The organism is Delftia sp. GW456-R20 (assembly GCF_001622915.1).
Lineage (GTDB): Bacteria > Pseudomonadota > Gammaproteobacteria > Burkholderiales > Burkholderiaceae_C > Comamonas > Comamonas acidovorans.
This window is the reverse complement of sequence record NZ_LWCN01000004.1, coordinates 1,614,973-1,640,808: the sequence shown is the minus strand read 5'-3', so window position 1 is coordinate 1,640,808 and position 25,836 is coordinate 1,614,973. Positions and strand designations below refer to the sequence as shown.

General features: G+C 68.6%; 24 protein-coding genes. 16 read left to right on the top strand and 8 right to left on the bottom strand.

Translation table 11 applies throughout. The features are described from left to right. Position 1 precedes the first annotated feature (1 nt). The 6 genes from A4F85_RS12720 (at position 2) to cydX (ending at position 7,549) form a co-directional block, all read left to right on the top strand. Entirely contained in the window at positions 2 to 961 is a 960-nt protein-coding gene (locus A4F85_RS12720) for an NAD(P)H-dependent flavin oxidoreductase (RefSeq protein WP_012204314.1), read from the top strand. A 291-nt stretch (positions 962 to 1,252) separates the two neighbouring features. Beyond that, a complete protein-coding gene (gene cydD / locus A4F85_RS12715; RefSeq protein WP_063326773.1) occupies positions 1,253 to 2,893 on the top strand; it encodes a thiol reductant ABC exporter subunit CydD in 1,641 nt (546 codons plus the stop codon). Continuing rightward, positions 2,890 to 4,575, top strand: coding sequence for an amino acid ABC transporter ATP-binding/permease protein (locus A4F85_RS12710; protein ID WP_063326772.1), 1,686 nt, complete (start codon positions 2,890 to 2,892; stop codon positions 4,573 to 4,575). The genes cydD and A4F85_RS12710 overlap by 4 nt, the downstream gene beginning before the upstream one ends. Before the next feature lie 42 nt (positions 4,576 to 4,617). Then, the gene (locus A4F85_RS12705) at positions 4,618 to 6,204 is read left to right on the top strand and encodes a cytochrome ubiquinol oxidase subunit I (RefSeq protein WP_034391473.1); all 1,587 of its coding nucleotides are present in this window, start codon (positions 4,618 to 4,620) and stop codon (positions 6,202 to 6,204) included. 18 nt (positions 6,205 to 6,222) lie between these two features. Then, positions 6,223 to 7,374 (top strand): cytochrome d ubiquinol oxidase subunit II, encoded by a 1,152-nt coding sequence (gene cydB / locus A4F85_RS12700; RefSeq protein ID WP_012204318.1) that lies wholly within the window; start codon positions 6,223 to 6,225, stop codon positions 7,372 to 7,374. A 49-nt stretch (positions 7,375 to 7,423) separates the two neighbouring features. After that, entirely contained in the window at positions 7,424 to 7,549 is a 126-nt protein-coding gene (gene cydX / locus A4F85_RS12695; RefSeq protein WP_012204319.1) for a cytochrome bd-I oxidase subunit CydX, read from the top strand. A 199-nt stretch (positions 7,550 to 7,748) separates the two neighbouring features. On the opposite strand, the gene A4F85_RS12690 is transcribed toward cydX, so the two are convergent. Beyond that, the gene (locus A4F85_RS12690) at positions 7,749 to 8,345 is read right to left on the bottom strand and encodes a GbsR/MarR family transcriptional regulator (RefSeq protein ID WP_012204320.1); all 597 of its coding nucleotides are present in this window, start codon (positions 8,343 to 8,345) and stop codon (positions 7,749 to 7,751) included. A 161-nt stretch (positions 8,346 to 8,506) separates the two neighbouring features. Here A4F85_RS12690 and A4F85_RS12685 point away from each other — a divergent pair, with 161 nt between their 5' ends. Continuing rightward, the gene (locus A4F85_RS12685; RefSeq protein ID WP_063326771.1) at positions 8,507 to 9,664 is read left to right on the top strand and encodes an acyltransferase family protein; all 1,158 of its coding nucleotides are present in this window, start codon (positions 8,507 to 8,509) and stop codon (positions 9,662 to 9,664) included. A 73-nt stretch (positions 9,665 to 9,737) separates the two neighbouring features. Here A4F85_RS12685 and rnk read toward each other — a convergent pair whose 3' ends face one another. After that, the gene (rnk, locus tag A4F85_RS12680) at positions 9,738 to 10,142 is read right to left on the bottom strand and encodes a nucleoside diphosphate kinase regulator (RefSeq protein WP_013803451.1); all 405 of its coding nucleotides are present in this window, start codon (positions 10,140 to 10,142) and stop codon (positions 9,738 to 9,740) included. Positions 10,143 to 10,371: 229 nt separating this feature from the next. After that, complete coding sequence (locus tag A4F85_RS12675; RefSeq protein WP_043823856.1) at positions 10,372 to 10,824, bottom strand: GNAT family N-acetyltransferase; 453 nt, start codon at positions 10,822 to 10,824, stop codon at positions 10,372 to 10,374. Positions 10,825 to 10,919: 95 nt separating this feature from the next. Between A4F85_RS12675 and A4F85_RS12670 the strand changes: the two genes are divergently transcribed. Continuing rightward, a complete protein-coding gene (locus tag A4F85_RS12670; protein WP_063326770.1) occupies positions 10,920 to 12,059 on the top strand; it encodes a PA0069 family radical SAM protein in 1,140 nt (379 codons plus the stop codon). 37 nt (positions 12,060 to 12,096) lie between these two features. Here A4F85_RS12670 and A4F85_RS12665 read toward each other — a convergent pair whose 3' ends face one another. Then, the gene (locus tag A4F85_RS12665) at positions 12,097 to 12,963 is read right to left on the bottom strand and encodes a LysR family transcriptional regulator (protein WP_063326769.1); all 867 of its coding nucleotides are present in this window, start codon (positions 12,961 to 12,963) and stop codon (positions 12,097 to 12,099) included. A 106-nt stretch (positions 12,964 to 13,069) separates the two neighbouring features. Between A4F85_RS12665 and A4F85_RS12660 the strand changes: the two genes are divergently transcribed. Both A4F85_RS12660 and A4F85_RS12655 read left to right on the top strand, forming a co-directional pair. Next, complete coding sequence (locus tag A4F85_RS12660) at positions 13,070 to 14,194, top strand: mandelate racemase/muconate lactonizing enzyme family protein (protein WP_063326768.1); 1,125 nt, start codon at positions 13,070 to 13,072, stop codon at positions 14,192 to 14,194. A gap of 35 nt (positions 14,195 to 14,229) precedes the next feature. After that, positions 14,230 to 15,204, top strand: a complete 975-nt coding sequence (locus A4F85_RS12655; RefSeq protein WP_013803447.1) for a Bug family tripartite tricarboxylate transporter substrate binding protein — start codon at positions 14,230 to 14,232, stop codon at positions 15,202 to 15,204. 31 nt (positions 15,205 to 15,235) lie between these two features. Here A4F85_RS12655 and A4F85_RS12650 read toward each other — a convergent pair whose 3' ends face one another. Continuing rightward, positions 15,236 to 16,087 (bottom strand): LysR substrate-binding domain-containing protein, encoded by an 852-nt coding sequence (locus A4F85_RS12650; RefSeq protein ID WP_013803446.1) that lies wholly within the window; start codon positions 16,085 to 16,087, stop codon positions 15,236 to 15,238. 181 nt (positions 16,088 to 16,268) lie between these two features. Here A4F85_RS12650 and phnD point away from each other — a divergent pair, with 181 nt between their 5' ends. The 5 genes from phnD to phnX are packed head-to-tail and all read left to right on the top strand — an operon-like array spanning position 16,269 to position 20,922. Beyond that, complete coding sequence (phnD, locus tag A4F85_RS12645; RefSeq protein ID WP_063326767.1) at positions 16,269 to 17,156, top strand: phosphonate ABC transporter substrate-binding protein; 888 nt, start codon at positions 16,269 to 16,271, stop codon at positions 17,154 to 17,156. Further along, positions 17,153 to 18,043, top strand: coding sequence for a phosphonate ABC transporter ATP-binding protein (gene phnC, locus A4F85_RS12640; protein WP_063326766.1), 891 nt, complete (start codon positions 17,153 to 17,155; stop codon positions 18,041 to 18,043). The genes phnD and phnC overlap by 4 nt, the downstream gene beginning before the upstream one ends. Further along, on the top strand, positions 18,043 to 18,888 hold the full coding sequence (phnE, locus tag A4F85_RS12635; RefSeq protein WP_063326765.1) for a phosphonate ABC transporter, permease protein PhnE: 846 nt from the start codon (positions 18,043 to 18,045) through the stop codon (positions 18,886 to 18,888). Before phnC ends, phnE begins: the two co-directional genes overlap by 1 nt. A gap of 48 nt (positions 18,889 to 18,936) precedes the next feature. Next, positions 18,937 to 20,025, top strand: a complete 1,089-nt coding sequence (gene psrA, locus A4F85_RS12630; protein ID WP_063326764.1) for an iron-containing alcohol dehydrogenase PsrA — start codon at positions 18,937 to 18,939, stop codon at positions 20,023 to 20,025. Positions 20,026 to 20,079: 54 nt separating this feature from the next. Then, positions 20,080 to 20,922, top strand: a complete 843-nt coding sequence (phnX, locus tag A4F85_RS12625; protein ID WP_063326763.1) for a phosphonoacetaldehyde hydrolase — start codon at positions 20,080 to 20,082, stop codon at positions 20,920 to 20,922. 144 nt (positions 20,923 to 21,066) lie between these two features. Here phnX and fghA read toward each other — a convergent pair whose 3' ends face one another. After that, a complete protein-coding gene (gene fghA, locus A4F85_RS12620; protein WP_063326762.1) occupies positions 21,067 to 21,939 on the bottom strand; it encodes an S-formylglutathione hydrolase in 873 nt (290 codons plus the stop codon). A gap of 142 nt (positions 21,940 to 22,081) precedes the next feature. Further along, positions 22,082 to 23,191, bottom strand: a complete 1,110-nt coding sequence (locus tag A4F85_RS12615) for an S-(hydroxymethyl)glutathione dehydrogenase/class III alcohol dehydrogenase (RefSeq protein ID WP_012204334.1) — start codon at positions 23,189 to 23,191, stop codon at positions 22,082 to 22,084. 238 nt (positions 23,192 to 23,429) lie between these two features. Between A4F85_RS12615 and A4F85_RS12610 the strand changes: the two genes are divergently transcribed. Next, positions 23,430 to 24,467, top strand: a complete 1,038-nt coding sequence (locus tag A4F85_RS12610) for a GlxA family transcriptional regulator (protein WP_012204335.1) — start codon at positions 23,430 to 23,432, stop codon at positions 24,465 to 24,467. Positions 24,468 to 24,478: 11 nt separating this feature from the next. On the opposite strand, the gene A4F85_RS12605 is transcribed toward A4F85_RS12610, so the two are convergent. Continuing rightward, complete coding sequence (locus tag A4F85_RS12605; RefSeq protein WP_197485487.1) at positions 24,479 to 25,795, bottom strand: DEAD/DEAH box helicase; 1,317 nt, start codon at positions 25,793 to 25,795, stop codon at positions 24,479 to 24,481. Positions 25,796 to 25,836: the final 41 nt, after the last annotated feature.

Below are 25,836 nucleotides of genomic sequence, written 5' to 3'. Positions count from 1 at the left end.
CATGTCCAAGCTTCCCCCGGCGCTGAAGAAACTGGCCCTGCCAGTGATCGGCTCGCCGCTGTTCATCATCAGCAACCCCAAGCTCGTGATCGCCCAGTGCCAGGCCGGCATCGTGGGTTCCATGCCCGCGCTCAACGCGCGCCCGGCCGAGCAGCTCGAAGACTGGCTGGCCGAGATCACCGAGACCCTGGCCGCCTGGGACAAGGCCCATCCGGATCGGCCCTCGGCGCCGTTCGCCATCAACCAGATCGTGCACAAGAGCAATGACCGGCTCGAGCACGACATGCAGATGTGCGCCAAGTACAAGGTGCCCATCGTCATCACCAGCCTGGGTGCGCGCGAGGACGTGAACCAGGCCGTGCACAGCTGGGGCGGCGTGGTGCTGCACGACATCATCAACAACAAGTTCGCGCACAAGGCCATCGAAAAGGGGGCCGACGGCCTGATCGCCGTGGCGGCGGGCGCGGGCGGCCATGCGGGCGTCAAGAGCCCGTTCGCGCTGATCCAGGAAATCCGCGAATGGTTCGACGGCCCCGTGGCGCTGTCGGGCTCCATCGCCTCGGGCGGTGCCATCCTGGCGGCCCAGGCCATGGGAGCGGACTTCGCCTATATCGGCTCGGCCTTCATTGCCACGCATGAGGCGCGTGCGCACGACGCCTACAAGCAGGCCATCGTGGACGGCACCTCCGACGACATCGTCTACAGCAACCTGTTCACGGGCGTGCACGGCAACTACCTGGCGCCGTCCATCCGTGCGGCAGGGCTGGACCCCGACAACCTGCCCGAGTCGGACCCCAGCAAGATGAACTTCGGCGGCGACGCCAAGAAGGCCTGGAAGGACATCTGGGGCTGCGGCCAGGGCATTGGCGCCATCCGCGAAGTCACGGGTGCGGGCGAGCTGGTCGAGCGTCTCAAGCGCGAATACAACCAGGCGCGCGACCGCCTGCTGTCCACCCCCTAAGGTCGGGGAGCCCAGGACGGGCTCTTCTCCTACCCCGCCAGACGGCGCCTTCGGGCGCCGTTTTCTTTGGGTATTACCCACGCTGTGCGGGTCCGGTTCTCGAAGTTGTTTGCGCAAAACCCCTTGCGCACGCTTGACTGCTTCACTCGGCTTCCCCCTGCGAGCGACTTGCCTGGAGCAAGTTTGTTTAGAATTCTTTGCGTAATTTCAGTAAATACTGAAATTACAGAATAAATGAACAAACCTTGTACCCCGTCATTGCCTGAGTTCCACCAGCTGGCGCGTCGTCCGATGGCGGGTACGGGGCGCCTGGTGCTGGCCTCGCTGCTGTGGCTGCCCCAGGCGGCGCTGCTGGCGCTGGCCGTGCAGTCCATGGCCGATGGCGCAGGCGTGGAGCCGATGTGGCCGCTGTGGCAGCTTGCGGCCGGCGTGGCACTGCTGGGCGGGTTGCGCGCCTGGTGCGATGCCAGCGGCACGCGCCGCGCCAATCTGCAGGCGCGCAGCCTGGTGAGCGCGCTGCGAATGCAGGTGCTGCGCACGCTGGCGGGCACCTCGCCGCTGGACCGCCAGCGCGCGGCCTCGGGCCAGGCGGCCAGCGCCATGGCCGAGCAGGCCGAGGCCATCGTGCCCTGGCTGTCGCGCTACCAGACCGCCATGTGGCGCGTGCGCACCGTGCCGCTGGTGATTGCGCTGGCCGTGGCCAGCCAGAGCTGGGTGGTGGCGCTGATCCTGGTGGTGGCCGCACCGCTGATCCCGCTGTTCATGGCCATCGTCGGCTGGCGCGCCAAGGCGGCCAGCCAGGCGCAGATGGTGGAGCTGGGCGGCATTAACGCCTTCCTGCTCGACCGCCTGCGCGGCCTGTCCACCCTGCGCGCCCTGGGCGCGGTGGATGCCACGGCGCAGCGGCTGCGCGCCAACGCCGAATCCCTGCGCGAACGCAGCATGCGCGTGCTGCGCATCGCCTTTCTGTCCTCTGCGGTGCTGGAGCTGTTCTCGGCCCTGGGCGTGGCCATGGTGGCCGTCTACGTGGGCTTTCACCTGCTGGGCCATCTGCCCTTTGGCAGCTGGGGCCAGACACTGAGCCTGGGCCAGGCGCTGTTCGTGCTGCTGCTGGCGCCCAGCTTCTTCGATCCCCTGCGTGAGCTGTCTGCCGTCTGGCACGACCGCGCCAGCGGCGAGGCCGCCCTGCAGGCCCTGGGCGAGCTGGGCCGCGATGCGCAGCCGCTGCCCGGCGCATTGGCTGCGCCCGGCAGGGCGGCCGGCCAGGCCTGCGCCCTGCACCTGGAGCAGGTGCGGCCCCAGGCGCCAGGCGGCGCAGTCACGCTGCCGGCGCTCACGGTGGACGTGCGGCCTGGCGAGCATGTGGCGCTGTGGAGCCCCAGCGGCAGCGGCAAGTCGCTGCTGCTGGCGCAGATTGCAGGCCTGCTGCCGGTGGCCGAGCCTGGGCGCATCCATATCGACGGCCAGCTGCTCGACGGCGAATCGGCCGGCCGGCTGCGCGCGCGCATGGCCTGGATGGGGCAGAGCCCCCATGTGTTCGCCGGCTCGGTGGCCGAAAACCTCCGGCTGGGCCGCCCGGGATTCACCTTCGGCGAACTGCGCCAGGCCCTGCGGCTGGCCGGGCTGGGCAAGCTGGCCGAGACCCGGCCCGGCGCCACGCTGGGCGAGGGCGGAGCCGGCCTGTCGGGCGGGGAGATCGTGCGCCTGGCACTGGCGCGCCTGGCCTTGTCGCGCGATGCAGGCCTGCTGCTGGTCGATGAACCCACGGCCCACCTGGACCCGGCCACGGCCGCCCAGGTCACCGATGCCCTGCTGCAGCTGGCACGCGGGCGCACGCTGATCGTCGCCACCCACGATGCCGAACTGGCCGCCGCCATGCACCGCGTGGTGGAGCTGGCGGGCCATGCCGCCCCGCAGGAGCTGGCCGCATGAAGCCCCGCTCCACCCTCCGGCCCGTGCTGGCCGCCCTGGCGCGCATGGCACCCCGCCGCCTGTGGCTGGGCGGCGCGCTGCTGGCCCTGCTCACGGTGCTCATGGGCATGGCGCTGCTGGGCCTGTCGGGCTGGTTCATCACGGCCACGGCGTTGGCCGGGCTGCTGCCGGCCACGGCCATCGTTTTTGATGTCTTCATGCCCTCGGCCGGCATCCGCCTGCTGGCCCTGGGCCGCACGGGCACGCGCTATGCCGAACGGCTGGTCACCCATGACGCCACCCTGGCCGTGCTGGCAGCCCTGCGCGAGCGGCTGCTGCGCAGCTGGGCCACGCCCGCCGCCGCCCTGAGCCTGCGCCTGCGGCCCGCGCGTCTGCTGCAGCGGCTGACGGCCGACGTGGATGCGCTGGACAGCCTGTACCTGCGCCTGTTCGTGCCCTTGCTGGCCGCCACGGGTGCCACGCTGGTCGCCGCCCTGGCACTGGGCCTGATGCGCTGGTGGCTGGGCATGGCCTTGGCTGCGTGGCTGCTGGCCACGGGCCTGGGCAGCGCCCTGTGGCTGGCGCGCAGTGCGCGCCGGCCCGCCGTGCGCCGCGCGCTGGCGCTGGAGTCCCTGCGCGCCCGCACGGCCGACCTGGTAGCCGGGCAGGCAGAGCTGGCCATGGCCGGCACCCTGGCCGCCCATTGCGAACGCATTGCCGCCCTGGACGCACGCGTGGCCGAGGCCGACGCCGAGCTCCACGGCCTGGAGGCCCGAACCTCCTTCGTGCAAGGCCTGTGCGGCGCCCTGGCCCTGGCCGGTGTGCTGCTGGGCGTAGGCTGGCTGGCCGAGGCCGGCCTGCTGGGCGCGCCCGTGGCCGCGCTGGCCCTGTTGCTGGCGCTGACGGCCATGGAGCCCTTTGCCGCATTGCGCCGTGGCGCGCTGGAGGCCGGCCGCAGCTGGCTGGCCGCGCGCCGGCTGGCGCCCGCCCTGCGCGACGGCGCTGTGCAAGGCGCCTGCGAACCGGCTGCGCCCAGGCAGGGCTGGGCGGTTGAGCTGGAGCAGGTCGTGGCACCCCGTGCCGCCGTGCTGGCCCAGGACATCCGTATCGCCGAAGGCGAACGTGTCGCCCTGCTGGGCGCCAGCGGCGCGGGCAAGACCACGCTGCTGTCCCTGATAGCCGGCGAGCTCCAGCCGCTGTCCGGCGCCGTGCGTGCCCGGCGCTGCACCTGGATGACGCAGCGCACCGAACTGTTCGAGGACAGCCTGCGCGACAACCTTTTGCTGGCTTGCCCCGAGGCCGCCGAGGACACGCTGTGGGCGGCGCTGGAAGTCGCCGGGCTGGCCGGCGATGTGCGCGCCATGGCGCAGGGCCTGGACACGCGGCTGGGCGAGGGCGGGCTGGGCCTGTCCGGCGGCCAAGCACGGCGCCTGGCGCTGGCGCGGCTGCTGCTGAGCCCCGCGCGCTGCTGGCTGCTGGACGAAGTGACCGAGGGCCTGGATGCACGCACGGCCGCCGACCTGCTGGTGCGGCTGGACAGTGCAGCCCGGGGCCGCACCCTGGTGCTGGCCACCCACAAGCTGCGGGAGGCGCAACTGGCCGACCGGCTGCTGTGGGTGGAGCAGGGCCGCGTGGTGTCCGAGGCGCTGCGCGGCACACCGCCGTTCGAGGCGGCCCTGGCGCGCCTGCGGCAGGACGGCTGATCAAGGATTTCACCAAGTACCCCCGAGAGAAAGGATCTCACCATGGACCTCGACATCGTCGATCTATCGCGGCTGCAGTTCGCGGTAACGGCGCTCTACCACTTCCTGTTCGTGCCGCTGACCATCGGCCTGGCCGTGATCATCGCCATCATGGAGACCGTCTACGTGATGACGGGCCGCACCATCTGGCGCGACATGACGAAGTTCTGGGGCACGTTGTTCGGCATCAACTTCGCCATGGGCGTGGCCACAGGCATCGTGATGGAGTTCCAGTTCGGCATGAACTGGAGCTACTACAGCCACTACGTGGGCGACATCTTCGGCGCGCCGCTGGCCATCGAGGGGCTGATGGCCTTCTTCCTCGAAGCCACCTTCGTGGGCCTGTTCTTCTTCGGCTGGGACCGCCTGAGCAAGGTCGGCCACCTGGTGACCACCTGGTGCGTGGCCCTGGGCTCGAACTTCTCGGCGCTGTGGATTCTGATCGCCAATGGCTGGATGCAAAACCCCGTGGGCGCGGCGTTCAACCCGCAGACCATGCGCATGGAGGTCACCGACTTCTTCGCGGTGCTGACCAACCCCGTGGCCCAGGCCAAGTTCGTGCACACGGTCTCGGCCGGCTACGTGACGGCGGCCATCTTCGTGCTGGGCGTCTCGGCCTGGTATCTGCTCAAGGGCCGGCATATCCAGCTGGCGCGCCGCTCCATGACGGTGGCCACCTCGTTCGGCCTGGCCGCCGCGCTGTCGGTGGTGGTACTGGGCGATGAAAGCGGCTACCTGTCGTCGGAGCACCAGAAGATGAAGCTGGCCGCCATCGAGGCCATGTGGGACACCGAGCCCGCACCGGCCGCCTTCACGGCCTTCGGCTTCCCCGACAAGGCCGCACGGGAGACGCACTATGCCGTGCACATTCCCTGGGTCATGGGCCTGATCGGCACGCGCTCGCTGACCACCGAGATCCCCGGCATCAACGACCTGGTCCAGCGCACCGAGCAGTACATCCGCAACGGCATCGAGGCCTATGGCGCGCTGGAGGCCATCCGCGCCGCCGGCCCCACGGGCCAGGTGCCGGCCGAGGCCAAGGCCGTCTTCGAGGACAAGGGCGGGCAACTGGGCTACGCGCTGCTGCTCAAGCGCTACGTGGACGACCCGCGCCAGGCCACGGACGCGCAGATCGCCCAGGCCGCCTGGGACACCGTGCCGGCCGTGGGGCCGCTGTTCTGGGCCTTCCGCATCATGGTGGGGCTGGGCATGTTCTTCATCGCGCTCACGGCCGCGTTCTTCTGGCTGTCGGTGCGGCGCAGGCTGGACGCCCATCCGTGGATGCTCAAGCTGGCCGTGATCGCCATTCCCCTGCCCTGGATCGCGGCCGAGTGCGGCTGGATCGTGGCCGAGGTGGGCCGCCAGCCCTGGATCATCGAAGGCGTGCTGCCCACGGCGCTGGCCGTCTCCAACCTGGGCGCGGGCACGCTGCTGCTGACGATTGCAGGCTTCATCGCCATCTACTCCGTGCTCTTCGTCATCGAGATGAAGCTCATGGTGAAGGCCATCCGCAAGGGACCGCAGGAGGAAAGCGCACCGCACCTGACCACCTACTTCCCTCTGATGCAAAAACTCGCCCGCGGGCAATGACCAAGGGAGATTGTCACCATGATTCTTCACGAACTGATCAGCTACGACATCCTGCGCCTGCTGTGGTGGGGCCTGCTGGGCGTGCTGCTCATCGCCTTTGCCGTCACCGATGGCTTTGACCTGGGCGCTGCCGCGCTGCTGCCGCTGGCGGCCAGGACCGACGTGGAGCGCCGCGTCGTCATCAACTCTCTGGGCCCGGTCTGGGAAGGCAACCAGGTCTGGCTCATCCTGGGCGGCGGCGCCATCTTTGCGGCCTGGCCGCAGCTGTATGCCGTGTCGTTCTCAGGCTTTTACCTGGCCATGTTCGCGGCCCTGGTGGCGCTGATCCTGCGGCCCGTGGCCTTCAAGTTCCGCAGCAAGCGCGAGGAGCCGGCCTGGCGCGCGCGCTGGGATGCCGTGCTGTGCATGGCCGGCGTGGTGCCCGCGCTGATCTTCGGCGTGGCACTGGGCAATGTGCTGCAGGGCGTGCCCTTCCGCCTGGCGCCCGACATGCGCATCTACTACGAGGGCACGTTCTTCGGCCTGCTCAACCCGTTTGCGCTGCTGGCCGGCCTGGTCTCGCTGTGCATGCTGCTCATGCATGGTGCGTCCTGGCTGGTGTTCAAGACCGAGGGCGATGTGGCCGCGCGCGCGCGCCGCTTCGGCATGGTGGCGGCCGTCGCCACCACGGTGCTGTTCGCGGCGGCTGGCGTGTGGCTGGCCGCGCTCAATGGCTACCGCATCACCAGCGAGATCAACACCACCGGACCGTCCAACCCGCTGTTCAAGACGGCTGCGCTGCAGGCGGGCGCCTGGTTCGCCAACTACCAGGCCAGGCCCGTGCTCTGGGCCGTGCCGGCCATCGGCCTGCTGATGCCGCTGCTGGCGGCGCTGGGCCTGTGGCTGCGCCGCGAGTGGCTGGCCCTGCTGTCCAGCGGCCTGGGCATTGCGGGCATCATCGCCAGCGTGGGGGCGTCCATGTTCCCGTTCATCCTGCCCTCGTCGCTGAACCCGCAGCACAGCCTCACGGTCTGGGACTCTTCGTCCAGCCATGTGACGCTGTTCATCATGCTGGTGTGCGCGCTGATCTTCGTGCCCCTCATCGTGGCCTACACCAGCTGGGTCTACAGCGTGCTGCGCGGCAAGGTCGACCCGATGGCCATCATCGAGGGCCGTGGCCACTCGTACTGATCCACCGAATCAAGAAACGACAGTCAACGTCAAGAAAGGACACAACACCATGTGGTACTTCGCCTGGTTGCTCGGCCTGCCGCTGGCGGCCGCCTTCGCGGTGCTCAACGCGATGTGGTACGAACTGATGGACGACGAGGCCACGCGCCGCGAACTCCTGGCCCGGGAGAAATAAAGCTCCCCCTGAGGCGCTTCGCGCCTTCCCCCTCTCTCTTCGGGAGGGGGACGACACCCTCGCTGCGGGGGCGGCCCTTGCTCGGTGTCCCTTGCTTTGGGCTACGCCAGTTTTTGCACGCGCTTACCGCCAATGAAGCATTGCTGTAAACACAATGAGCTCCCTCGGGAGCTCATTTTTGTACGCAGGCTTGCCAGGTTCAATCGTCGGTGTCATCCGCCTTGGCGCGGCCCTTGCCTCCCGTGATGCGGTCCTTCAGATCCAGCAGCCGCGTCACGGCCGTGCCCATGCCCATGAGCTGCATGGCGGTCTCGGGCGACAGGCGCTGCACGTCGTCAAACCAGTTCATGAGCCGGTCGATCAGCTCGTACATGTCGCGCATGCGCTGCTGGGCGTAGCGTTCCTCTTCGGTGGTGACTTCCTCCAGCATGGCGGCGCGCAGCATGGACTGGGTGGGCTCGATTTCGCGGCGGCGGCGTTCCTCGGCCAGGCGGCGGAAGATTTCCCAGACATCCTGCGGCGCCTCGAAATACTCGCGCCGGTCGCCGGGCTGGTGGCGCAATTGCACCAGGCGCCAGGCCTGCAATTCCTTGAGCCCCATGCTCACGTTGGAGCGCGAGAACTCCAGCGTCTCGGCGATCTGGTCGGCATTGAGCGGCTCGGGCGAAAGAAACAGCAGTGCGTAGATCTGGCCTACCGTGCGGTTGATGCCCCAGCGGCTGCCCATCTCGCCGAAGTGCGAGACGAACTGCCGGTTCAACGCCGGAAGAGGTTTGGATTGCGTCATGGCATGCATTGTGCCTGCGCGTGCGCGGCACGCTCCGGGCGGCTTGGGAAGCGATGTGTCAGCTTTCTGCAAGTCGCGTCCAAAAGGCGCACAATGGCGCCTTTGCGGGCTTGCGGCCAGGCGGCCCGGGCCCTGCGCCTTCCCGCCCCGTACCGACTACAGATTGCCCCATGTCCCACGCTAGCCGCAGTGCACTGATCGACTGCACCAAGGGCCTGGCCTGTGCCGCCATCATCTGGCACCACCTGGCCTTCTACGGCCCCATGTCCGATATCGCCCATCCGGCCGCGCCGGACCTCATCGACTGGCTCTATGAATATGCGCGCATGGCCGTGCAGATCTTCCTGGTGCTGGGCGGCTACCTGGCGGCAGCCAGCATGGCGCCGCAAGGCCACGGCCAGCACAGCGATCCGTGGTCGCGCATCGGGCGCCGCTTCGTGCGCCTGGTCGTGCCCTATGCGGTGGCCCTGGTCGTGGCCATCGTGGTCTCGGCGGCCGTGCGGCCCTGGTTCGACCATGCCTCGGTGTCGGGCGAGCCCGATCTCTGGCAACTGGTGGCGCATGCGCTGCTGCTGCAGAACATCGTGGGCGAGGAATCGCTGTCTGCGGGCGTCTGGTATGTGTCCATTGACTTCCAGCTGTTTGCGCTGACTGCGCTGCTGCTGGCCGGCACGCGCTGGGGCGGTGCCTTGCTGCGCCGCCGCTTTGGCGGCGACGCCCTGTCACGCTGCTGGCCCTGGGCGCTGAGCGTGGCGCAGGCGCTGGTGGTGATCGGCGTGACCGCTTCGCTGCTGGGCTTCAATCTGGATGCGCAATGGGATGTGTGGGCGCCGTACTTCTTTGGCGCCTACGGCCTGGGCATGCTGGCCTACTGGGCCGCGCATGCGGACAAGTCCTCGACGGCCTGGAGCTGGTCCCTGCTGATCGTGGCCCTGGTCGTGGCGGCATTGGCACTGGAGTGGCGCGACCGCATCGCGCTGGCCGGTGCCACGGCGCTGGCCCTGGTCGTGGCCATGCGCAGCCCCGCGTTTGCGCAGGCGCAAGGCTGGGCGCCGCTGCGTCGGCTGGGCAAGATTTCGTACTCGGTGTTTCTCGTGCACTTCTCGGTCTGCCTGCTGGTCAATGCCGTGGAAAGCCATTTCTGGCCACATTCCATTCCCGCCGCCCTGCTGGGCATGTGCACGGCCTTTGTGCTGTCGATTGCGGCCGGCCATCTGCTGTACGAGCGCGTGGAGCGCCACGTTCCCAGCTGGCACATGGCGCTGCGCTGGCAGGCGGGCCTGGTGGGCACCGGCCTGATCGCGGCATTTGTGGCAGGCCTGCGCTGAGGCGCCGTGCATCAGTCCACAAACAACAAAGGCAGCCGGTTGGCTGCCTTTTTCGCTTCACGCCGGTTGGCGTTCAACGGTGCAGCTCGCCCGCGCTTTCCGGCTGGAACTCGATGGCATCCACGCGCACGGTGACCTGGCCCGAGGGGCCGGCCATGCGCGACTGGTCGCCCACGCTCAGGCCCAGCAGGGCAATGCCCACGGGCGCGAAGACCGACACCTTGTCGGAGCTGCCGTCCATCTCCTTGGGATAGACCAGGGTCAGCGTATTGGACTTGCCCGACTCCAGCAGCGTGAAGCGCACGGTGGAGTTCATGGTCACCACGTTGGGCGGCATTTCCTTGGGTTCGAGCACGTCGGCGCGGTCCAGCTCGGCCTCGAGCGCGTCGCGGCCGGGGAAGGCGGGTTGCTTGTCCAGCAGGGCCTCGATGCGCTCCAGGTCCAGGGACGAAAGAATGATGTGGGGCTTGCGCTCCATGGTGTTGGCTCCCTTGTGTGCTTGCGCCGTGGCTGCAGTGAAGGGCAGCGGCGCCCAAACGGACAAAAGCCCGGGCAACGCGGTTGTCCGGGCCAAGGCATCTTCAGAAAAGAGAAAAGCACCAAGTTGGTGCGATAGGCCCATTGTGCAGGCCCGTGTGGGTTCTGCCAAGCGAACCCGCACGGTACGGTGCGGATTGGCGTGGGCTTGACGCGGCCTGCTGCGAGCGCTACTGCGCGCGCGTGCTGCCTAGGGCCTTGAAAAAGATCAGCTCGGGGTCGCCGGGGTCCAGGTTGTCCACGCGCCCGCTGGGCACAAAGCCCGCCTGGGCGAACAGCGCCTGCGCGGCCAGGTTCGATGCATTGGTCGAGGTAAAGAGCTTGTCCGTGGTGCAGCGCTGCCGAGCCGCCGCCAGCAGTGCAAGCGCCACGCCGCTGCGCCGCGCTGCATCTGCCACGGCGATGAGGGAGATGAACCCATGGCCGAAGAATCCGGGCTCCAGCACGACAAAACCCGGCACCGAGCCATCCCGCTCGGCCAGCAATACCGCGCCAGCGGCCGTTTTCTCCCGCAGAAAGGCCTGGCGTTCAGCATGGCTGCGGGCATATGGATCGCAGGCCAGCAAGGACGGGAAGTCGCTGTCGATGGCAGGGCGGATGTGGTGCATGGGTCTGGATGGCATGGATCAGGGGCATTGTCATCGTTCTGGATAACGGGCTGCTGCGCAGCTATGATCTGTATGTTTGTACAGTATTCATCGTTGCGGGAGCGAACCCCATGCGCGCCAACCCAGACCTCTCTCCGGAGCCGGCCTCCATTCCCCTGCACGCCATCAAGGGCCGGGGCGCAGCCAGCCAACTGGCACACCGCTTCACCACCGACCCGCGCGAGGCCTTTGACGACGGCTGGGGCAGCCTTGAGGCGCCCGCCGAAGACGAAGAGGCCGCTCCGCTGCGCACCGAACTGCGCTGGGAGCAGGCCCGCTCGGCGCTGAGCCGCCACCAGTCGCCCGACCTGCCGTTTCACATGGGGCTCAATCCCTACCGGGGCTGCGAGCATGGCTGCATCTATTGCTATGCCCGGCCCACGCACAGCTACCTGGGCTGGTCGCCGGGGCTGGACTTCGAGACCCGGCTCATCGCCAAGCAGAACCTGCCCGAGCTGCTGCGCGCCGAGCTGTCGCGCGCCAGCCATGTGGCCGCGCCCGTGATGCTGGGCTCGGTCACCGACTGCTACCAGCCCGTGGAGCGCGAGCTGGGGCTGACGCGCCGCCTGATCGAAGTGCTGGCCGAGGCGCGCCACCCGTTTTCCATCGTCACCAAGGGCAGCGGGGTGGAGCGTGACCTGGACCTGCTGGCCCCGCTGGCGCGCCAGGGCCTGGCCTCGGTGCACATCACGCTGACCACGCTGGACGCAGACCTGGCACGCCACCTGGAGCCGCGCGCCGCCGCGCCGCACCGCCGGCTGCGCAGCATCCGCGCGCTGACCGAGGCGGGCGTGCCCGTGGGCGTGAGCCTGGCGCCGCAGATTCCCTTCATCAACGAAGACCTGGAGAAGGTGCTGGAGGCGGCTGCCGACGCAGGCGCGCGCCACGCCTTCTATGCCGTGCTGCGCCTGCCCTGGGAAGTGGCACCGCTGTTCGAGCAATGGCTGCAGGTGCACTACCCCGACCGCGCCCGCCGCGTGATGGAGCGCGTGCGCGACCTGCACGGCATCCAGGGCGAGCAGCGCGAGGCCGGCCGCGTGTACAACGCCGAGTTCGGCCAGCGCATGAAAGGTACCGGCCACTGGGCCGAACTGCTGCGCCAGCGCTTTGCCCTGGCCTGCCGTCGGTACGGATTCAACCGCGAGCCGCTGCGGCTCGATTGCAGCCTCTACCACCCGTCGCTGCTGCTGGCGCAACGCAGCCTGTTCTGAGAGCCTGCGTGCCAGGCACAGGTCAGGGCATGGTCCGCTAGCGGGAATCGATCAGCTCGGACAAGGCGGCTGCCAGCGGGGAGCGCACCGAAGAGCGCAGCCACACCATGCCCACTTCGCGGGACGGGCTCGGAGGGGGCAGCGGCCATCGGCGCGTTCTGGCATCCGGCGGTCCCAGCACGGGCCAGTCCGGCAGGATGGAGACACCGAAGCCTTCCGCAACCAGCTGTGCGATCTGCTCGATGCCGTCCAGCTCGAAGCGAACTTTCGGCTTGATGCCGTGGCCCCGCAGGTATTCATCCGCCATTTTTCCTGCCACCACCTTGCGGTCGTACTGGATAAAGGGTTCGCGTGCGGCCGTGAGCAGCGGATCGCGCACCTTCATGTCCCGGGGCGCGAGAAGAATCAGCGCCTCGCTGCGCATCAGCCGCCATTCGCAGGTCTTGGGCATGGCGAAGGCCGGGTGCACGAGGATGGCCGCATCCAGATGGCCGGTCTGCACCTGGTCCAGCAGCAGTGAGGAAGTGCCGGGTTCGATGTAGACGCGCACGGCCGGATGGGAGCTCATCCACCGGCGCAGCAGCGGGGGCACCAGGCCCATCAGCGCCGTGGGCGTTGCCCCCAGCCTCAATGGGCCTGCGGGAAGCTCGGTGGCCGAGGCGGCCGACCTCAGGTTCTCCACGGATTTGAGCACCTCCCGCGCATGCTCCACGATCCGGGCGCCCACAACGGTGGGCCGCACCGTCCGGCCCACCCGCGTGAGCAGTGCGCAGCCCACGTCGGCCTCCAGCGCACGCATCTGCTGGGCCACGGTGGTGGGCGGCAGGTCCAGCCTGCGCGCGGCGTCGGCCATCGAGCCGCAGTCCACGACGGCAATGAAGCTCTGGAGAAAGCGCGAATCCATGCGACGCATTTTGCGTCATCTGAACCATGGGACACCATCTTTGTTGCAGATCTCCTGAAGCGCAAAGTTCGCTCGTTCCCGCTTCCAAACCATGTCAGGAGAGCTCATGCCCCTCATCGAATCCATTGAAGTCTGCGTTGCCCGCGTGCCGCTGGACAAGGTCACCTATCTGTCGAACCGCACCGTGGTCGACCGCCACTACGGGCTGGTCAAGGTCCGCAGCAGCGACGGCGTCGAAGGCATCGGCTTTTGCTATGTGGGCAATGCGGCGGGCGAGCTGTTCCGCGTCGCGGTCGAGCAGCTGCTCGGTCCTGTGCTGCTGGGCCGCGAGTCCCTGGCCGTCGAAGGGCTGTGGAAGGAGATGTACCAGGAGGCGCTGCTGCAAGGCCGCATGGGCACCGTGATGCGGGCACTGAGCGCACTCGACATTGCGCTGTGGGACCTCAATGCCCGCACCGCCCAGTTGCCTTTGCACAAGTACCTGGGCGCGGTGGAGCTGGACACGGTGCCGGCCTATGCCAGCGGCGGCTACTACGTGGACGGCAAGACCGCCGGCCATGTCGGCGAGGAGATGGCCGGCTATGTCGAACTGGGCTTTCAGGCCGTGAAGATGAAGACCGGCCGCTGGTCGCCCCAGGGCGAGGAGTCGCGCGTGAAGGCGGCGCGCGAGGCCATCGGCCCGGACGTGGAGCTCATGCTGGACTGCAACAACGGCTGGGTGGACACCGTGCAGGCCATGCAGTACCTGCGCCGCATGGAGGCGTACGACCCCTATTTCATCGAGGAGCCGTTCAGCCCCGACGATGTCGAAAGCCACGCCCGCCTGGCAAAGCTCACCCGCATTCCCGTGGCCACCGCGGAAATCGGCTATGGCCGCTGGTACCACAAGCATCTGCTCGACATGGGCGCCGCATCCATCCTGCAGACCGACGCCGCAGTCTGCGGGGGCATTACCGAGTGGAAGCGCATTGCCGCCATGGCGGCGGGCTATGGGCTGCAGATGTGTCCGCACTGGTTCCACGATGTGCACGCGCCGCTGGTGGCCGCGACCCCCAATGCGCGCTATGTCGAGTTCTTCTGGGATGACCAGGTGCTGAACTTCCGCCGCCTGCTGGACCGCCAGCTGGCGCAGGAAAAGGGCCGTGTCGTGCTGCACCAGACGCCGGGACTCGGCTTCAATTTCGACGAGGCGCAGGTGTCCCGGTTCGGCCGCTGGACCTCGGTGGCGTAAGACCGCCGCCAGCCCATCATCCAAGGAGACAAGCCATGCAACGCAGACAGTTCCTGACCTCGGCCGCCGCAGCCGCCGCCCTGCATGCCCATCCGGGCTTTGCACAGGCCAGGCCGCCGGCGGGCCCGGTCAAAATCCTCGTCGGCTTCTCGGCAGGCGGCGGCACGGACATCCTGGCGCGGATCATCGCCAACCGGCTCAACCAGCTGTGGGCCATTCCCGTCATCGTCGAGAACCGGCCAGGCGCGGCGGGGCTGATTGCCGCTGCCGAGGCCGCCAGGGCCGCGCCCGATGGGCAGACGCTCATGATGGGCCACATCAACGCGCTGGGCATTGCCCCTGCGCTCAACCCCAGGCTCGGTTTCTCGCCGGAGCGGGACTTCTCCGCCATCGCCCTGGTGGGCCAGACCCCGCAGGTCCTGGTTGCCAGCCCCAAGGCTTCCGCCACCATGCAGGGCCTGCTGGCCGCGTTGAAGCAAAAGCCGGGGGAGGTCAGCTTCGGCTCCTCGGGCACGGGGTCGGCCCAGCACCTCGCGCTGGCGCTGTTCGAGCAGACTGCGGCGGTGTCCGCGCTCCATATCCCGTACAAGGGCGCGTCGAACGTGATGACGGATCTGCTGGGCGGCCAGATCGACTATGCGTTCGAGGGGATGACCACGGCGGCACCCTTCATCAAGGGCGGAAAAGTCCATGCCGTGGCTCAGACGGGTGTGAAGCGCGCCAAGGCCTTCGCGGAGATTCCCACCGTGGCGGAGCAGGGCTATTCCGGGTTCAACGCGAGCATCTGGTTCGGCCTGGTGGGCCCCGCAAGAATGCCCGCCGATCTGGTGGCCCGCATCAATGCGGACGTCAACCGCATCCTGGCCATGCCCGATGTGGTGGCCAAGCTCGAAGAGTTCGGCGCAGAGGATGGAGGGGGGACGCCGCAGCGCTTTGACGCCTTCATGCGCGATGAACGGGCGAAGTGGGCCCGGCTGATCCAGGCGCGCGGAATCAGGGTGGAGGGCTGAGGCGGGTTGCCGAGGTGGCCCGGCGCGGCCCTCAAACCGCCTCCAGAAAAGACCTCACCAGCAGGCTGTCGCTGCGCTCGCGCATGCAGTAGACATAGGTGGTGGTGCTGGCCGGGTCGCCCGCGATGCGCAGCGGGCGAAAGCGCGGGTCGGGGATGAATTCGGCTTCGGACACGGCGCCCAGTCCCAGGCCGCGCGCCACGGCCTCGCGTATGGCTTCGCGGCTGCCGATCTCCAGCTCGGTGCGCGGCTGCACCCCGGCGGCCTGCAGCACCGATTCCAGCGCGGTGCGCGTGGTCGAGCCGTGCTCGCGCAGCAGCAAAGGCTGGCCCTGCAGTTCGGACAGCGCGATTTCGCTGCGCCGCGCGAAGGGATGGGCCACATGGGCGAACAGCACGATGGCGTGGCGCGCGTACTCGCGTGCCAGCAGCTCCGGGCGGTCGTAGAGGCCGGCGAGCACGGCCACGTCGGTGTCGTAGCGTTCCAGGTCGGCCAGCACCTGCTGCGAGTTGCCCATGCGGATGGACAGCTGCATGCCCGGGTGCCGTGCGCGGTAGGCGGCCACCATTTCAATCACATGGAAGGGCCCCACGGCGCCGATCTTGAGCTCGCCCTGGTGCAACTGCCCCGAGTCGCGCAGGAAGAACTCGGCCTCGGCCTCCAGCGCCATGATTTTCTGCGCCATGGGCAGCAGTCTGGCGCCTGCGCCCGTGAGCGTCATGCGGTAGCCGCGGCGGTGGAACAGCTCGATCTGGCTTTGGCGCTCCAGCGTGGCGATCTGGGTGGAGATGGTGGGCTGGCTTACGCCCAGTGCGCGGGCGGCGGCGCTGAGGCTGCCATGGTGGGCGACGGCGATGAAGGCGCGGTAGCGGGCGTTGCTCACGAAAGTCGGTATCTCAAGGTTTTGTCTATGGATGCTGTCAAAACCGATTCTGAAACTTTCACATGGCAGAAATATGTCGCTCCTAGCATTCAGCCATCCCCACCCGCCTGGCGATTTGGCCGGCGATTCACGGATCCACCGATCTGCCGATGTGCCTGACCTGATGCAAAGGAACGCTCCCATGAAGATGAACCGCAAGACCTGGCTGCGCCATGCCGGCGCCGTGCTGGCCCTGGCCGCCACCGCCGCCACCGCTACTGCTGCCGCCTTTGCCCAGAGCGCCGAGCTGCGCGTGGGGCTGATCCCCTCGGAGGACGCGCAGGCCATGATCCGCGCCAGCCAGCAGGTCATGGACCAGCTGGCCACCCGCACCGGCATGAAGGTGCGGCCCTTCGTGGCCAATGACTACAACGGCGTGATCGAGGCGCTGCGCTCCAACAAGATCGACATCGCCTTCCTCGGCCCGTTCTCGTACGTGCTGGCCAGCCAGGTGGCAGGCGCCGAGGCCTTTGCTGTGGCCGTGACCAAGAAGACGGGCAAGAGCGCGTACCACAGCATGGTGATCTCCCGCAAGGACAAGGGCCCGGCCAGCGTGGCCGATCTCAAGGGCCGCAGCTTTGCCTTTGTGGACCCGACCTCGGCGTCGGGCCACCTGTTTCCCAAGGCCGGGTTGATGGCCGAGGGCTTCGATGCGGACAAGGGCTTTTCGCGCGTGATCTTCTCGGGCTCGCACGACGCCAGCATCATGGCCGTGGCCAACGGCAAGGTGGATGCGGCAGCCGTGGCCGACCGCATCTTCGACTCGGCCGTGAGCAAGGGCCTGGTCAAGCGCGAGGACTTCCAGATCGTCTGGCGCTCCCAGCCCATCCCCGAGTCGCCCATGACCTGGCGCAAGAACCTGGACGCCGGCACCAAGCAGAAGGTGGCTGCGGCCCTGGCCGAGGTCAAGGACCTGCCCTGGGGTGACCAGGGCGTGCTCGACGGCTTCGCGGCCACGGATGACAAGGCCTATGACGTGGTCCGCCAGACGGCCAAGGCCCTGAAGCTCGACCTGGGGAGCATGAAATGATCCGCATCCGCCAATTGCGCAAGAGCTATGGCAGCAACCACGTGCTGCATGGCATCGACCTGGATGTGCAGCCCGGCGAGTTCGTCGTCATGCTGGGCCTGTCGGGGGCCGGCAAGTCCACGCTGCTGCGCTGCATGAACGGCCTGGCCCGCGCCGACAGCGGCACGCTGGAGGTGGGCGGCATGGACCTGATGCTGGGCGGCGGCAGGCACAGCCGGCGCGAGCTGGCTCGCCACGTGGCCATGGTCTTCCAGCACCACAACCTGGTGTCGCGCCTGTCGGTGCGCAAGAACGTGCTGACCGGGCGCCTGGGCCAGACCGGCACCCTGGCCTCGGTGCTGCAGCTGTTCCGCGAAAGCGATATCCGCCTGGCCGACCAGTGCCTGGAGCGCGTGGGCCTGGCCCACAAGGCGCTGGAACGCACCGAGGCACTGTCGGGCGGACAGATGCAGCGCGTGGGCATTGCCCGCGCGCTGGCCCAGCAGCCCCAGGTCATCCTGGCCGACGAGCCCGTGGCCAGCCTGGATCCCAAGACCGCGCGCAGCGTGCTGCAGTACCTGCGCGATGCCACGCGCGAGCTGGGCATTGCCGTGGTCTGCAACCTGCACCAGGTGGACTACGCGCGGGAGTTCGGCGACCGTGTGCTGGGCCTGGCCCAGGGCCGCATGGTCTATGACGGATCGCCGCAGGCGCTGGACGAGGCCGCGCTGCAGGCCATCTACCATGCGCAGCCCACTGCAGGGCAAGGCGCAGGGCAAGGCGCAGGGCAGGGCGCAGAGCCGGACACACCACCGGGCACGGCGGCCATAGGGCCTGCCGGCCTGCATGCGCAGGCGCCGGTGCCTGCCTCGTGGATGCGGGCCAGCGCGCCCGCAGGAGGACTGTGATGAACAGCGCCAATTCCTGGAGCCCCGAGCCGCGTGACCGCTGGCAATGGACCGCGCCGCGCCCCCACGGCACCCTGGGCTGGACAGGCTATGCGGCTGCGGCCCTGGCCATCGCCTGGGTGCTGCACTGGAGCGCGGGCGGCGCGCAGATGAGCTGGGGCGAACTGGCGGCAGGCATGCCCCAGATCGCGGATTTCGTGGCGCGCTCCGTGCCGCCGGACTGGAGCATGCTGCCGCGCCTGATGGCGCCCGCGCTGGAGACGGTGCAGATCGCCATCTGGGGCACGCTGCTGTCCGTGGTGCTGGCGCTGCCGCTGTCCTTCATCGCGGCCAGCAACCTGCATGGCTGGCACTGGCTGCGGCGCATCACGCGGCAGTTCCTGAACGTGGTGCGCAGCATCAACGAGCTGATCCTGGCGCTGGTCTTTGTCTCGGCCGTGGGCCTGGGGCCGTTTCCCGGCGTGCTGGCCCTGGCGCTGCATGGCATGGGCATGCTGGGCAAGTTCTTCGCCGAGAGCATCGAAGAGATCGACGACGGCCCGCTGCAGGCCCTGCGCAGCGCAGGCGCCACGCAATTGCAGCTCATCGTCTTCGGCGTGATACCGCAGGCCATCACGGCCTGGATCGCGGTCGTGCTCTACCGCTTCGAGGTCAACCTGCGCTCGGCCACGGTGCTGGGCATGGTGGGCGCGGGCGGGCTGGGTTTCGAGCTGGTCGGCAGCCTCAAGCTGTTCCGCTACCAGGAGACGGCCACCTGCATCGTGGTCATCACCGTGATGGTGATCGCCGCCGATCTCGTCTCCCACTGGCTGCGCCGCCGCATCCAGCAGGGCACTCGCCATTGAGGGCTGCGCTTTTCCCGGCGCCCCCCGTTTCATTCAAAGGACCGATTTGTGTGGACCTATCACAACCCCGTTGCCATCCATGCCGGCCCCGGCCGCCTGGACCGCCTGCCCGAGCTGCTGGCCGGTCGCGACTGCCTGCTGGTGACGTTTCCCGAGGCCGAACCCCTGGGCCTGGTGCAGCAGCTGCGCCAACGGCTGGGCAGCCAGCTGCGCGGCGTGGTGGACGGCATTGCGCCCAACCCCGATGTGCAGTGGCTGGCCCCGCTGTATGACCGCGTGCACCGCGAATACGCCGAGGTCCCGTGCATCGTGGCCCTGGGCGGCGGCAGCGCCATCGACTCGGCCAAGGCGCTGATGTGCGCCACGCCCACGCGGCGTTTCGGCGAACTGCTGCAGGCCTTGGAGCAGGGGCTGGCCCTGCCGGCCGCAGGCCACAAGGCGCTGATCGCCATTCCCACCACGGCCGGCACGGGCAGCGAGGTCACGCCCTGGGCCACGATCTGGGACCAGGCCGCTGGCCGCAAGCACTCGCTGCACCAGCACTGGACCTGGCCCGAGGCCGCCATCATCGACGCGCAGCTCATGCAAAGCCTGCCGGCCGGCGCCACGCTGGCCTCGGGGCTGGATGCGCTGTCGCATGCGCTGGAGTCCATCTGGAACCGGCACCGCAATCCCGTCTCCACCACCTTGGCCGTGGGCGCCGCGCGCCGCACCCTGGCCACGCTGCCCGCGCTGATGCAGGACCTGGGCAGCCTGCCGCTGCGAAGCCGCATGGCCGAGGCCGCCCTGATGGCCGGCCTGGCCTTCTCCAACACCCGCACGGCGCTGGCGCATTCGCTGTCCTACGACATCACGCTGCGCCATGGCGTGGCCCACGGCATTGCCTGCTCGTTCAGCCTGCCGCTGGTGCTGGAGATGGCCCTGGGCGCCGACGACGAGGCCGACGCGGCCCTGCTGTCCATCTTCGATGCGTCCACGGGCGAGCTGGCCGTGCAGCGCCTGCGCAACTTCCTCGAAGGCCTGGGCGTGGCCACCGATCCCGCCCACTACGGCGTGCCTGGGGATGAGTGGCAGCAGCTGCTGCAGTCGGCCGCATCCGGCCCGCGCGGGCGCAATTTCATCCGCACGCTGGAATGAACAGGCGCGTGCGGCCCTCTTCTGTTTGAACCTCTTTCCTAGTCAAAAAGCACCATGAACCACACCACCGTCTCCACCGCCGCCGATCTGTCGCCGCTGCAGGCCGTCATCTTCGACTGGGCCGGCACCCTGGTCGATTTCGGCTCGCTGGCGCCCACGCAGATCTTTGTCGAGGCCTTTGCCAGCTTCGGCATCACCATCACCCTGGCCCAGGCGCGCGGTCCCATGGGACTGTCCAAGTGGCAGCACATCCACGAGTTGCTGCAGGACGAAGGCATCCGCGCGCAATGGCACAAGGCCTTCGGCCAGCAGCCTGGCGACGCCGACGTGGACGCCATCTACGCCCGCTTCATGCCCATGCAGATCGCCAAGGTCGGTGAGTTCTCGGCACCCATCGAAGGCGCGCCCGAGCTGCTGGGCTGGCTGCGCGCGCGGGGCCTGAAGGTGGGCTCGTGCTCGGGCTATCCGCGTGAAGTCCTGAACCAGCTGCTGCCCCAGGCAGCGGCCAACGGCCTGGCTCCCGACCATGTGGTGGCCGGCGATGAAATGGCCGCAGGCGGCCGCCCCGGCCCCTTCATGGCGCTGGCCAATGTGCTGGCGCTGGGCATCGGCGACGTGCGCGCCTGCGTGAAGGTGGACGACACCGTGCCCGGCATCGAGGAAGGCCGCAACGCCGGCATGTGGACCGTGGGCCTGACCCTGTCCGGCAACGAAGTCGGCTACTCCCCCACCGAACTGGCCGACGCCCCCGCCGAAGAAGTGCGCGAACGCGTAGCCCGCGCCGAGGCCAAGCTGCGCGCAGCCGGCGCCCACCACGTGATCGCCAGCGTGAAGGACCTGCCGCAGGTGCTGGAGCGTATTGCGCAGGACATGCGCGCTGGCCATAGGCCAGGTTGAGGCAATCTGCCCTGCACCTGTTGGGCTCATCACCCTTTGAAACTGGCGCGGCCAAAAAAACGGGGACGCCGAGCAAGAGCCGCCTCGCGGCGATGGCGTCGTCCCCCTCCCGCGAAGCGAGAGAGGGGGAAGGCGCGAAGCGCCTCAGGGGGTGTTCAGTTGTTCTGCATGATGGCGCAGATGGTCATCAATGAAGCTCTGGATGAAGTAGTAGCCGTGGTCGTAGCCGCCGTGGCGGCGCAGCGTCAGCGGCTGGCCGGCCTGGGCGCAGGCGGCCTCGAAGGCTTCGGGCAGCAGCTGCTTTTCGATCAGGAACTTGTCGGCCAGGCCCTGGTCCACGAGGATGCCGGCCGGGTAGGGCGCCTGGGTCTGCGCGGCCATCAGGCAACTGGCGTCATGCGCTTCCCAGGCCTTGCGGTCATCGCCCAGATAGCCTGAGAAGGCTTTCTGGCCCCAGGGGCAGTTGACGGGGTTGGCGATGGGCGCGAAGGCCGACAGGCTCTTGAAGCGGCCCGGATGGCGCAGCGCCAGCGTGAGCGCGCCGTGGCCGCCCATGGAGTGGCCGAAGATGCCCAGCCGCTGCGCGTCGATGGGCAGGCGTGCGGCGATCAGCGGCAGCAGTTCGCCCAGCAGATAGCTTTCCATGCGCCAGTGCAGTGCCCAGGGCTTGGTGGTGGCGTCCAGGTAGAAGCCCGCGCCCACGCCGAAGTCCCAGGCATCGGCCTCGCCGGGCAGGCCTGCGCCGCGCGGGCTGGTGTCGGGCGCGATCAGCGCAATGCCCAGCTCGGCGGCCAGGCGCTGGGCGCCGGCCTTGGTCATGAAAGTCTCTTCGGTGCAGGTCAGCCCGGCCAGGTAGAGCACGGCGGGCACCTTCTCGCCGGCCACGGCCTTGGGCGGCAGGAAGACCGAGAACTTCATGTTCAGGCCGATCTCGGCGGAGAAATGCTCGTAGAAACGCTGTGCGCCGCCGAAGCAGGCATGGGCGTTCTTGAGTTCCAGGGGCGGCAGTGCGGACATGGTGTTCCTCAAAAAGAAAAATGCTACGGGCACCTTGGCAAGCGGTGCGTGCAGCATTCAAAGATGGGAGTTGATACGCTATACACGGTCAACGGCCCATGAAACTGGCGCTGCCCGGGCGTGCAGCGCCTCAGGGGGAGCTTCAGTACACGACGACGGAGCGGATGGACTTGCCTTCGTGCATCAGATCGAATGCTTCGTTGATCTCCGGCAGGCCCATGGTGTGCGTGACGAAGGGGGCCAGCTGGATCTCGCCGCTCATGGCCTGCTCGACCATGCCGGGCAGCTCGCTGCGGCCCTTGACGCCGCCGAAGGCCGTGCCCAGCCACTTGCGGCCCGTCACCAGCTGGAAGGGGCGTGTGGAGATTTCCTGGCCCGCGCCGGCCACGCCGATGATGACCGACTGGCCCCAGCCGCGGTGGGCGCATTCCAGGGCGGCACGCATCACGTTGACGTTGCCGATGCACTCGAAGCTGTGGTCCACGCCCCAGCCCGTCATCTCGACGATGACCTGCTGGATGGGCTTGTCGAAATCCTTGGGATTCACGCAGTCGGTAGCGCCGAAGGTGCGGGCCAGGTCGAACTTGGAGGGGTTGGTGTCCACAGCGATGATGCGGCCGGCCTTGGCCAGCTTGGCGCCCTGGATCACGGCCAGGCCGATGCCGCCCAGGCCGAACACGGCCACGGTGTCGCCTTCCTGGACCTTGGCGGTGTTCTTGACGGCACCCAGGCCCGTGGTCACGCCGCAGCCCAGCAGGCAGACCTGCTCGGGGTTGGCATCGGGGTGGATCTTGGCCAGCGAGACTTCGGCGACCACGGTGTATTCGCTGAAGGTGGAGCAGCCCATGTAGTGGTAGATGGGCTCGCCGTTGTACGAAAAGCGCGTGGTGCCGTCGGGCATCACGCCCTTGCCCTGGGTGGCGCGCACGGAAACGCACAGGTTGGTCTTGCCGCTCTTGCAGAACAGGCATTCGCCGCATTCGGCGGTGTACAGCGGGATGACGTGGTCGCCGGGCTTGACGCTGGTCACGCCTTCGCCGACCTCGACGACGATGCCCGCGCCTTCATGGCCGAGCACGGCGGGGAAGATGCCTTCCGGGTCGTCGCCCGACAGCGTGAACGCGTCGGTGTGGCAGACGCCGGTGTGGGTGATCTTGATCAGGACCTCGCCCTTCTTCGGGGGGGCCACGTCGATCTCGACGATCTGCAGGGGTTCTCCAGCCTTGAAGGCGACGGCGGCTTTGGATTTCATGGGCGTGTCTTTCTGTCGGGGTGGCTCAGGAACGGCAGTGCGCGCGCTCCGCGAAGCCTTGAATGTAGGCCATGGCCGGGCGGCCCGGCCGCATCATGGCCGCAGCCCCAGGTGATATGTCCGAATCTGAGGGGTGTGGCCGGCTTCGGCCGGGCCTGCTGGCCGTGGGTGCTTGCGTCTTTTCGTATAGTCCGCCCCATTCTTTCCACCCTGACCGCCTCCGAGCCCGCCGTTTCCCATGGACCACCGCCACGCCAGCGCCCACCGCATCGATCTTGTCGTCTACCCCGGCTTCAAGGCGCTGGAGGCCATAGGGCCCATGTCGGTGTTCGACTATGCCAACGTGCACCTGCGCGCGCGCGGCCAGAGCGACGGCTACGAGGTGCGCGTGGTCTCGCAGCGGCAAGGGCCCGTGCGCTCGGACACGCTGATGTCGCTGGAGGCCACGCATACGCTGGCCGGGCTGGAGGCTGCAGGCATGGGCTGCACCGTGGTCGTCGTGGGCTCGCGCCATATCGAGCAGGTGCTGGGCGGCTCGGCCGAGCTGGTCGCCTGGCTGGGCCGCGTGGCGCCGCGCGTGCAGCGGCTGATTGCGCTGTGCTCGGGCAGCTTCTTCCTGGCCGAGGCGGGCTTGCTGGACGGCCGGCGCGCGGCCACGCACTGGAGCGTGACGGCGCAACTGGCACAGCGCCATCCGCGCGTGCAGGTCGATGCCGATGCCATCTACCTGCGCGAGGAAATCCGCGATGGCGCAGGCAGCCGCCAGCTGTGGACCTCGGCCGGCGTGACGGCCGGCATCGACCTGGCCCTGGCCGTGGTGGAGGAGGATTTCGGCCACGCGCTGGCGCTGGAGGTGGCGCGCGACCTGGTCATGTACCTCAAGCGTCCCGGCGGCCAGTCGCAGTTCAGCGTGCCGCTGGCGGCCCAGGCCGCGCAGCACGGCGGCGTGCAGGCCGTGCAGCAATGGGTGATGGCCCACCTGGCCGAGCCCCTGACCCTTGCGCAGATGGCCGAGCAGGCGCACATGAGTGAGCGGCACCTGCGCCGCGTGTTCCAGCAGGAAACCGGGCAAAGCCCCACGGCCTTTGTGGAGAGCGCGCGGCTGGAGGCGGCCAAGCAACTGCTGGAAAGCCAGGCCCATCTGCCGCTCAAGACCGTGGCCGCGCGCGTGGGCCTGGGCTCGGAGCAGGCGCTGCGCCACCTGTTCGTGCGCCACCTGGGCATTACCCCGGTGGCGTACCGGGATCGCTTTGGTGGGCGAGGCGGCGCGGGCTGAACCGGAAACGCTCAGTTCTTTTTTGCGGTCTCGGCTGCTTCGGCGGCCGCGGCGCGCAGCTTGTCCTTCTTGCTGGGGCGGCGACCCTTGATGCCGCCATTGCCGTCCTGCGCTACCGGAGGCGGCGGCATGGGCTCGGTGGGCTCGAAGCCCGGCAGCTGCTCCAGTTCAAGGTCCAGCTGGTTGCGCTTGCAGATCAGCGCCCAGTGCGCCTGGTCGGCCGGCGTGACAAAGCTGATGGCCGTGCCGTCCTCGCCCGCGCGGCCCGTGCGGCCGATGCGGTGCACATAGTCGGTGGCCGAGCGCGGCAGGTCGTAGTTGACGACCAGGGGCAGCTGGGTAATGTCGATGCCGCGCGCCGCCAGGTCGGTGGTGATCATCACCTGCCAGCGCTTGGCCTTGAAGTCGGCCAGCGCTTCCTTGCGTGCGCCCTGGCTCAGGTCGCCATGGAAGGCCGTGGCAAAGATGCCGGCCTTGTAGAGCTTTTCCGCCACCAGTTCGGCCGTGTGCCGCGTGGCCACGAAGACCAGGGCACGTTCGAGCGTGACAGGGTCGGTGCCCGCAGCGGTGTCGCCCTGCACCAGCTGGCGCAGCAATTGCGTGCGGCGGGCGCGGTCCACGGCAATGGCGCGCTGGGTGATGCTTTGCGGGCTGGCGGCATCCTGGCCTTCGGCGGCATCGACGCGGGCCTGAACGGGATCGTGCAGCAGGCCCGTGGCCAGCGATTGCACGGCGTCGGGATAGGTGGCCGAGAACAGCAGGGTCTGGCGTTGCTTCGGCAGCAGGGCCAGCACGCGCTGCAGCTCTTCCTGAAAGCCCAGGTCCAGCAGGCGGTCGGCCTCGTCCAGCACCAGGTGGCGCACGGCGGACAGGCGCACGGCGTTGTGCTCCACCAGGTCCAGCAGGCGGCCCGGCGTGGCCACCAGGAAGTCGGCACTGCCGCGCAGCATCATCATCTGCGGATTGATGGACACGCCGCCATAGACCACGCCGATGCGCGGCGGCTGCTTGAGCGCGCGGCCCAGGTCGGACAACGTCTCGCCGACCTGCTGGGCCAGCTCGCGCGTGGGCACCACGATCAGCGTGGTCAGGGTTCGCACAAAGCCGCCCTGGGCACCCTGGGCCTTGCCGCCATCCATCCAGCGCTGCAGCAGCGGCAGCAGGTAGGCGGCCGTCTTGCCCGAGCCCGTGGGCGCACAGGCCCAGAGGTCGCGGCCCGCAAGCACGGGGGCGATGGACTGGGTCTGTATGGGCGTGGGATCGACCAGGCCCAGGTCTTGGAGGCTGGAGACCAGCGCCGGGCTCAGGCCGAGGGAGGCAAAGTTCATGGTGTGCAGGGAGTGGCTGGGGCCGGAACCCCGGCGCAAGA

Excerpts from the sequence above, each read along its gene's own strand:
- A4F85_RS12665 (WP_063326769.1), bottom strand. The coding sequence starts at position 12,963 with ATGGATTCGCGCTTTCTCCAGAGCTTCATTGCCGTCGTGGACTGCGGC.
- A4F85_RS12610 (WP_012204335.1), top strand. The coding sequence starts at position 23,430 with ATGGACCACCGCCACGCCAGCGCCCACCGCATCGATCTTGTCGTCTAC.
- A4F85_RS12685 (WP_063326771.1), top strand. The coding sequence starts at position 8,507 with ATGTCCCACGCTAGCCGCAGTGCACTGATCGACTGCACCAAGGGCCTG.
- phnE (WP_063326765.1), top strand. The coding sequence starts at position 18,043 with ATGAACAGCGCCAATTCCTGGAGCCCCGAGCCGCGTGACCGCTGGCAA.
- cydB (WP_012204318.1), top strand. The coding sequence starts at position 6,223 with ATGATTCTTCACGAACTGATCAGCTACGACATCCTGCGCCTGCTGTGG.
- A4F85_RS12660 (WP_063326768.1), top strand. The coding sequence starts at position 13,070 with ATGCCCCTCATCGAATCCATTGAAGTCTGCGTTGCCCGCGTGCCGCTG.
- A4F85_RS12670 (WP_063326770.1), top strand. The coding sequence starts at position 10,920 with ATGCGCGCCAACCCAGACCTCTCTCCGGAGCCGGCCTCCATTCCCCTG.
- A4F85_RS12675 (WP_043823856.1), bottom strand. The coding sequence starts at position 10,824 with ATGCCATCCAGACCCATGCACCACATCCGCCCTGCCATCGACAGCGAC.
- phnC (WP_063326766.1), top strand. The coding sequence starts at position 17,153 with ATGATCCGCATCCGCCAATTGCGCAAGAGCTATGGCAGCAACCACGTG.
- A4F85_RS12710 (WP_063326772.1), top strand. The coding sequence starts at position 2,890 with ATGAAGCCCCGCTCCACCCTCCGGCCCGTGCTGGCCGCCCTGGCGCGC.
- fghA (WP_063326762.1), bottom strand. The coding sequence starts at position 21,939 with ATGTCCGCACTGCCGCCCCTGGAACTCAAGAACGCCCATGCCTGCTTC.
- A4F85_RS12690 (WP_012204320.1), bottom strand. The coding sequence starts at position 8,345 with ATGCATGCCATGACGCAATCCAAACCTCTTCCGGCGTTGAACCGGCAG.
- A4F85_RS12615 (WP_012204334.1), bottom strand. The coding sequence starts at position 23,191 with ATGAAATCCAAAGCCGCCGTCGCCTTCAAGGCTGGAGAACCCCTGCAG.
- phnD (WP_063326767.1), top strand. The coding sequence starts at position 16,269 with ATGAAGATGAACCGCAAGACCTGGCTGCGCCATGCCGGCGCCGTGCTG.
- A4F85_RS12605 (WP_197485487.1), bottom strand. The coding sequence starts at position 25,795 with ATGAACTTTGCCTCCCTCGGCCTGAGCCCGGCGCTGGTCTCCAGCCTC.
- A4F85_RS12720 (WP_012204314.1), top strand. The coding sequence starts at position 2 with ATGTCCAAGCTTCCCCCGGCGCTGAAGAAACTGGCCCTGCCAGTGATC.
- rnk (WP_013803451.1), bottom strand. The coding sequence starts at position 10,142 with ATGGAGCGCAAGCCCCACATCATTCTTTCGTCCCTGGACCTGGAGCGC.
- A4F85_RS12705 (WP_034391473.1), top strand. The coding sequence starts at position 4,618 with ATGGACCTCGACATCGTCGATCTATCGCGGCTGCAGTTCGCGGTAACG.
- A4F85_RS12655 (WP_013803447.1), top strand. The coding sequence starts at position 14,230 with ATGCAACGCAGACAGTTCCTGACCTCGGCCGCCGCAGCCGCCGCCCTG.
- cydD (WP_063326773.1), top strand. The coding sequence starts at position 1,253 with ATGGCGGGTACGGGGCGCCTGGTGCTGGCCTCGCTGCTGTGGCTGCCC.
- phnX (WP_063326763.1), top strand. The coding sequence starts at position 20,080 with ATGAACCACACCACCGTCTCCACCGCCGCCGATCTGTCGCCGCTGCAG.
- cydX (WP_012204319.1), top strand. The coding sequence starts at position 7,424 with ATGTGGTACTTCGCCTGGTTGCTCGGCCTGCCGCTGGCGGCCGCCTTC.